Source organism: Campylobacter sp. CNRCH_2015_0814 (genome assembly GCF_025772765.1).
Taxonomy (GTDB): domain Bacteria; phylum Campylobacterota; class Campylobacteria; order Campylobacterales; family Campylobacteraceae; genus Campylobacter_D.
The window spans coordinates 1-5,241 of the sequence record NZ_JAKMSR010000022.1; the positions used below are offsets into that span (position 1 = coordinate 1).

General features: G+C 32.1%; 4 protein-coding genes. All 4 read left to right on the forward strand.

Features of this window, described 5'->3' with window-relative positions:
- The first annotated feature begins 356 nt into the window (after nt 1–356).
- The 4 genes from L8X24_RS07810 (at nt 357) to L8X24_RS07825 (ending at nt 5,197) form a co-directional block, all read left to right on the forward strand.
- Complete coding sequence (locus L8X24_RS07810; protein ID WP_263664325.1) at nt 357–1,769, forward strand: aspartate ammonia-lyase; 1,413 nt, start codon at nt 357–359, stop codon at nt 1,767–1,769.
- 18 nt (nt 1,770–1,787) lie between these two features.
- The gene (locus tag L8X24_RS07815; protein WP_263664326.1) at nt 1,788–3,122 is read left to right on the forward strand and encodes an anaerobic C4-dicarboxylate transporter; all 1,335 of its coding nucleotides are present in this window, start codon (nt 1,788–1,790) and stop codon (nt 3,120–3,122) included.
- A 93-nt stretch (nt 3,123–3,215) separates the two neighbouring features.
- A complete protein-coding gene (locus L8X24_RS07820; protein WP_263664327.1) occupies nt 3,216–4,559 on the forward strand; it encodes a TrkH family potassium uptake protein in 1,344 nt (447 codons plus the stop codon).
- Nucleotides 4,556–5,197: a potassium channel family protein gene (locus L8X24_RS07825; protein WP_263664328.1), complete on the forward strand. Its 642-nt coding sequence runs from the start codon at nt 4,556–4,558 to the stop codon at nt 5,195–5,197. Before L8X24_RS07820 ends, L8X24_RS07825 begins: the two co-directional genes overlap by 4 nt.
- Nucleotides 5,198–5,241: the final 44 nt, after the last annotated feature.

Here is a 5,241-nt window from a genome sequence, read left to right on the forward strand (position 1 = left end):
GTGGGTTGATTGTAAGCTAATTAGCTTAGTAAGACTTTCAAATTTAATTTCTTCAAATTTAATCTATCAATTTCATAATCTTTTTGTCTTTTGTGGAATTTTAAAATTATACAAAAAGTAAATATAAATTTTTAAAAAATAAACAATAAAAGCAATAATAAACACTACAAACATCAAATACCTACCAAAAAAGCATTATATTTATAAAATGAATATCAATATTCTAATTTATTTTATATATTTTTATTGATTTTTGATAAATTCAGAAAAATTTATGAAACTTTTATAAAAAATTGTTATATAATACTCATTAAGTTTATAAACAAAACTTAAATAAAACCCACAAGGAGTACATCATGGGAACAAGAAAAGAACACGACTTTATTGGCGAGTTGGAAATTTCTGACGAGGTTTATTATGGAGTGCAAACTTTTAGAGCACTAGAAAACTTCCATATGAGTGGCAGAAGATTACAAGATTATCCTTATTTTGTAAAAGCTTTCGCTCAAGTTAAAAAAGCAGCTGCTCTTGCTAACAAAGAAGTTGGGGTTCTTGATGCTGACAAAGCTGATGCTATTGCTAAAGCTTGCGATAGATTGATTGCTGGTGAATTTTTAGATCAATTCGTAGTAGATATGATCCAAGGTGGTGCTGGTACTAGTACAAACATGAACACCAACGAAGTTATCACTAATATCGCTCTTGAAAGTATGGGACACAAAAAAGGTGAGTACCAATATCTTCATCCAAATGATCATACAAACTTAGGTCAATCTACAAATGATACTTATCCAAGTTCAATCAAAGTAGCAACCTATGCAAAACTTACTGATCTTTTAAAAGCTATGGAACTTTTAAAAACTGAATTAGAAGCTAAAGCTAAAGAATACAAAGATATCATTAAAATGGGTAGAACAGAGCTTGAAGATGCGGTTCCTACTACTTTAGGAAATACTTTCAACGCTTTTGCTAGCTATATTAAAAGTGATATTGAAAAAATCACAGCAGCTCGTGAGTCAATGAGTTATTTAAATCTTGGTGCAACAGCTATTGGTACAGGAATTAACTGCCATCCTGATTACAAATTTGTGGTTGAGAAAAAATTAAAAGAAATTACTGGTGTTGAATTTAAACCAGCTGAAGATTTTATCGCTGCTACTCAAGATACAGCTGACTTTGTACATGTAAGTGGCGCGTTAAAAACTGCAGCAGTAAGATTATCTAAAATTGCAAACGACTTAAGATTAATGAATTCAGGCCCAAGATGTGGTTTAGGTGAAATTAATCTACCAAAAATGCAACCAGGTAGCTCTATCATGCCAGGTAAAGTAAACCCAGTAATTTGTGAAGCAGTAGGTGAAGCTTGCTATGAAGTTATAGGAAATGATGTTACTATTATGCTTTGCTCTGAAAGAGGAGAATTTGAACTTAATGCATTTGAACCAGGTATTGCTTATGGATTATTTAACTCTATAGTATTACTTGAAAATGCAATGAAATCTCTAGCTGAAAAAGCTGTAAGAGGCTTAACAGCAAATCCTGAAGCATGCAAACAATCTGTACTTAACTCAATCGGTATTGTTACAGCATTTAATCCTGTTTTAGGATATGAAAAATCTGCAAGTATTGCTAAAGAGGCTTTAGAAACTGGTAAAGCAGTTGGCGATATTTGTCTTGAAAGAGGATATCTTCCAAAAGAAGAAATTGAAAGAATTTTAACACCAGAAAATATGTTAAATCCTCATATGACAGAGAAAAGAAAAGCTTAATAACTTAGGAGTTTAATCATGGATATTATGATTATTTTACAACTTGTTGTCTTTCTTGGGGCAATATTCATAGGTATCCGCCTCGGTGGCATAGCAATAGGCTATGCCGGAGGTTTGGGTGTAGTTATTTTAGGTCTTGTTTTAGGTATGAAACCAGGTAATATTCCTTGGGATGTTATCTTAATCATTGCTGCGGCAATTGCTGCGATTTCTGCTATGCAACAAGCAGGTGGTTTGGATTATATGGTAAAAGTTACCGAAAGAATTTTACGTAAACATCCAAGATTTATCAATTACCTTGCACCAGCTTGCGGTTGGTTACTTACTATTTTAGCAGGTACTGGTAATGCGGTATTTTCATTAATGCCTGTTGTTATTGATGTTGCAAAATCACAAAACATCAAACCATCAGCCCCACTTTCATTAATGGTTGTTGCTTCACAAATTGGTATTACAGCTTCTCCAGTTAGTGCTGCTGTTGTTTATATGACTGGCGTATTAGAACCACTTGGTTGGAATTACCCTGCATTAATTGGTATTTGGATTGTAACTACTTTTGCTGCTTGTATGATTACAGCTTTCATTGTAAGCTTAATTACTCCAATGGATCTTAGCAAAGACCCTGTATATCAAGAACGCTTAAAAGCTGGTCTTGTAAAAAGCGCTTCTGATGTTTTACAAAGCGAAGACAAACCAGGTGCAAAACTTTCAGTTGCTATTTTCTTATTCACAGTATTAGCGGTTGTTCTTTATGCTACAGCAATTTCTAATAATATCAAATGGATTGATCCAGTAGTTATTCCAAGAGATGCTGCAATTATGAGTTTCTTATTAACAGCTGCAACTTTAATCACAATCTTTTGTAAAGTTGAACCTGCAAAAATTTTAGATACAAGTGTATTTAAATCAGGTATGACAGCTTGTGTATGTGTATTTGGTGTTGCTTGGCTTGGAAATACTTTCGTTGCAGGTCATGAGGCAGGTATTAAAGAAGTAGCAGGTGAATGGGTTAAACAAACTCCAGCTATGCTTGCAGTTGCATTCTTCTTTGCTAGTATGCTTTTATACTCTCAAGCAGCTACTGCAAAAGCTATTGTTCCAGTTATCATTGCTGCATTAGGAATTTCAGCTACAAATCCTGCAGATTCTTATATGCTAGTTGCTTGTTTTGCCGCTGTTTCAGCACTTTTCGTTCTTCCAACTTACCCTACTTTATTAGGTGCAGTTCAAATGGATGACACAGGCACAACAAGAATTGGAAAATTCATTTTTAACCACGCATTCTTTATCCCTGGCGTATTAGCTATAGTTATAGCTGTTGCTCTAGGTTTCTTAGCAGTAGGAATGCTTTAATACTTCAACTTTCCACTTAAAATGTGGAAAGTTCTCTTTTTACTTATTAACCAATTTTAAGTAGAATGTTTTTTTAATTTTAAAGAATCAAAAATGACAAAATTAACTTTAGATAGAAAAAATATAAGAATTTTATTTATAGGTTATATCCTAGTTGCACTTTTTGGCACCTTTATTCTAATGCTTCCTATTATGCACACTAAGCCCATATCTTTTCTAGATGCATTTTTTACCAGTGCTTCAGCTGTAAGCATGACAGGACTTATTGTATTAAACACCTCATTAGATTTTAGCTTTTATGGACAACTTGTTATTTTATTGCTTATTCAAATAGGTGGCTTAGGTTATATGAGTATAGCTATGGCTTTATATATTTTAGTACGCAAAAAGATGAGTTTTGGAGAAAAAAATCTTTTAAGAGAATCTTTGATCTATCCTGAAGCCGATGGCCTTGTAGGATTTTTAAAAAAGGTTTTATTTTTTGTATTTGCTATTGAGCTTTTAGGTGCTTTATTGTTATTTTTAAGATTTAAGCTTGATATGAATTTAAGTGAAGCTCTATGGGCTAGTGTTTTTCACTCTATTTCTGCTTTTAATAATGCAGGATTTAGTATATTTGAAAGTGGCCTAATGCCTTATAGAGATGATTTTTGGATTAATTTTGTTATCACCTCTTTAATTATCATTGGAGGTTTGGGGTATTTTGTATTATTAGAACTATACTTTTTTTCTAAAAAGCGTTTTGCAAGCTTAAGTTTACATACAAAACTTGTTTTAATTTCTACTGTTATATTGATTCTTTTTGCAAGTTTAGTAGTCTTTTTATTTGAATACCATAATCCAAAAAGCATAGGAGAATTTTCACTTTTTGATAAAATTATGAGTGCATATTTTACAGCGGTAAATTACCGAACAGCAGGGTTTAATACTCTTGATCTTAGTACTTTTAAAGATGCAAGCTTGTTTTTTGGATCTTTATTTATGATTGTAGGTGGTGCACCTGGTGGAACAGCTGGAGGTATTAAGGTAACTACAATTGCTGTATTGTTAATCTATGCTTATTGGAGCATCAAAGATAGTAATGCAAGAATTTTCAACTTTGAAATTCCTACAGAAACTATCAATAAAGCTTTTATTATAGCAGTAAGTTCTATTGTATATATCATCACTTGTGTGTTAATTTTATCCTTAATTGAAGATGATAAAAGCTTTTTACCCTTGCTTTTTGAAACAAGTTCAGCGTTTGCCACAGTAGGAGTTTCAGTAGGAGATGGTGGGACTTTATCGCTTAGTGCGCTTTTTAACTCTGAAAGTAAATTACTTATCATATTGTTAATGCTTAGCGGTAGAGTGGGTGTGCTTGCATTTTTATTTAGTATATTTTTCAAAGAAAAAGAAAAATATTTGAATTATCCAAAAGGAAAGATAATATTATGAAAAAAGAAACTTATGGCATTATAGGACTTGGAAGGTTTGGTTCAGTTTTAGCAAAAGAGCTTATTGATCAAGGTAAGAGAGTTATTGTTTCTGATATTGATGAAGAAGCGGTCAAGGAATTACAAGATCATGCAGATTTTGCTTATATTTTAGATTCTACTCATACTATAGCTTTAAAAGAAGCAGGTTATGCAAATGCAGATGTTGTTATACTTAGCATAGGTGAAAATTTAGAATCAAGCATACTCACTTTCATGGCTTTAAAAGAAATAGGAGTAAAAAACATCATTGCCAAGGCAAACTCTTCTACACACGGGCAAATTCTTTCAAAACTTGGGGTTAATAAAGTCATCTATCCTGAAAAAGAATCAGCAAAGCGTTTGGCTAAAATTCTTATCACTAATCCAAATTTTGAGATCATAGATCTTTCAGCCAATACTATCAAAGTAGCAAAACTTTTAGTAGATGAAAACTTAGCAGGAAAAACTTTGCAATCTATTGGTCAAAACTTAAAAGTCATTGCGCACAAACAGCATGATACTTGGAGTATTATGCCAAATTTAGAAACTACTGCTTATTTGAATGATATACTAATGCTACTTGGCACTCAAGAAGAATTAAATCAATATGAATATTAATAAAAATTTAAAGCTTATTTTTAAGCTTTAAATTTACACTTAAA